A 572-nucleotide genomic window follows, 5' to 3' on the forward strand; every position below is an offset into this window, starting at 1 on the left:
ACGGCGGAGTTGGTGAAGGTCGCGGCGAACGCGTTCTTAGCCACGAAGATCTCCTTCATCAACGCGATGGCCGAGATCGCCGAGGTCACCGGCGCGGACGTGACCCAGCTGGCGGACGCGATCGGGCACGACGCCCGGATCGGGCGCCGGTTCCTGAACGCGGGAGTCGGCTTCGGCGGCGGCTGCCTGCCCAAAGACATCCGCGCCTTCAGCGCCCGCGCCCGGGAGCTGGGCCGCGGCGAGTCGGTGCGGTTCCTGGAGGAGGTCGACAAGATCAACCTGCGCCGCCGCGAACGGGTCGTCGAGCTGGTACGGGAGGAGGCCGGCGGCCTGAACGGGGTACGGGTCGCGGTGCTGGGACTGGCGTTCAAACCACACTCCGACGACATCCGCGACTCCCCGGCACTGGAGATCGCGGTGCGCCTGGCCGAGGCCGGCGCGATCGTGACCGCCACCGACCCCCAAGCCATCCCCAACGCCCGCCGCCGCGCACCCCAACTCACCTACGTCGACTCCGCCGCCGAAGCCGCCCACGGCGCGGACATCGTGGTCCTGATCACCGAATGGCCGCA

The 572-nt window shown here is 71.0% G+C and carries 1 protein-coding gene; it reads left to right on the forward strand.

The annotated features are described in order from the left end of the window. Positions 1-572: nucleotide sugar dehydrogenase (locus AC0HS0_RS18995; protein WP_472965707.1), on the forward strand; the 572-nt coding region annotated here is incomplete at both ends.

Source organism: Leifsonia sp. PARNA 1/14 (assembly GCF_055720965.1).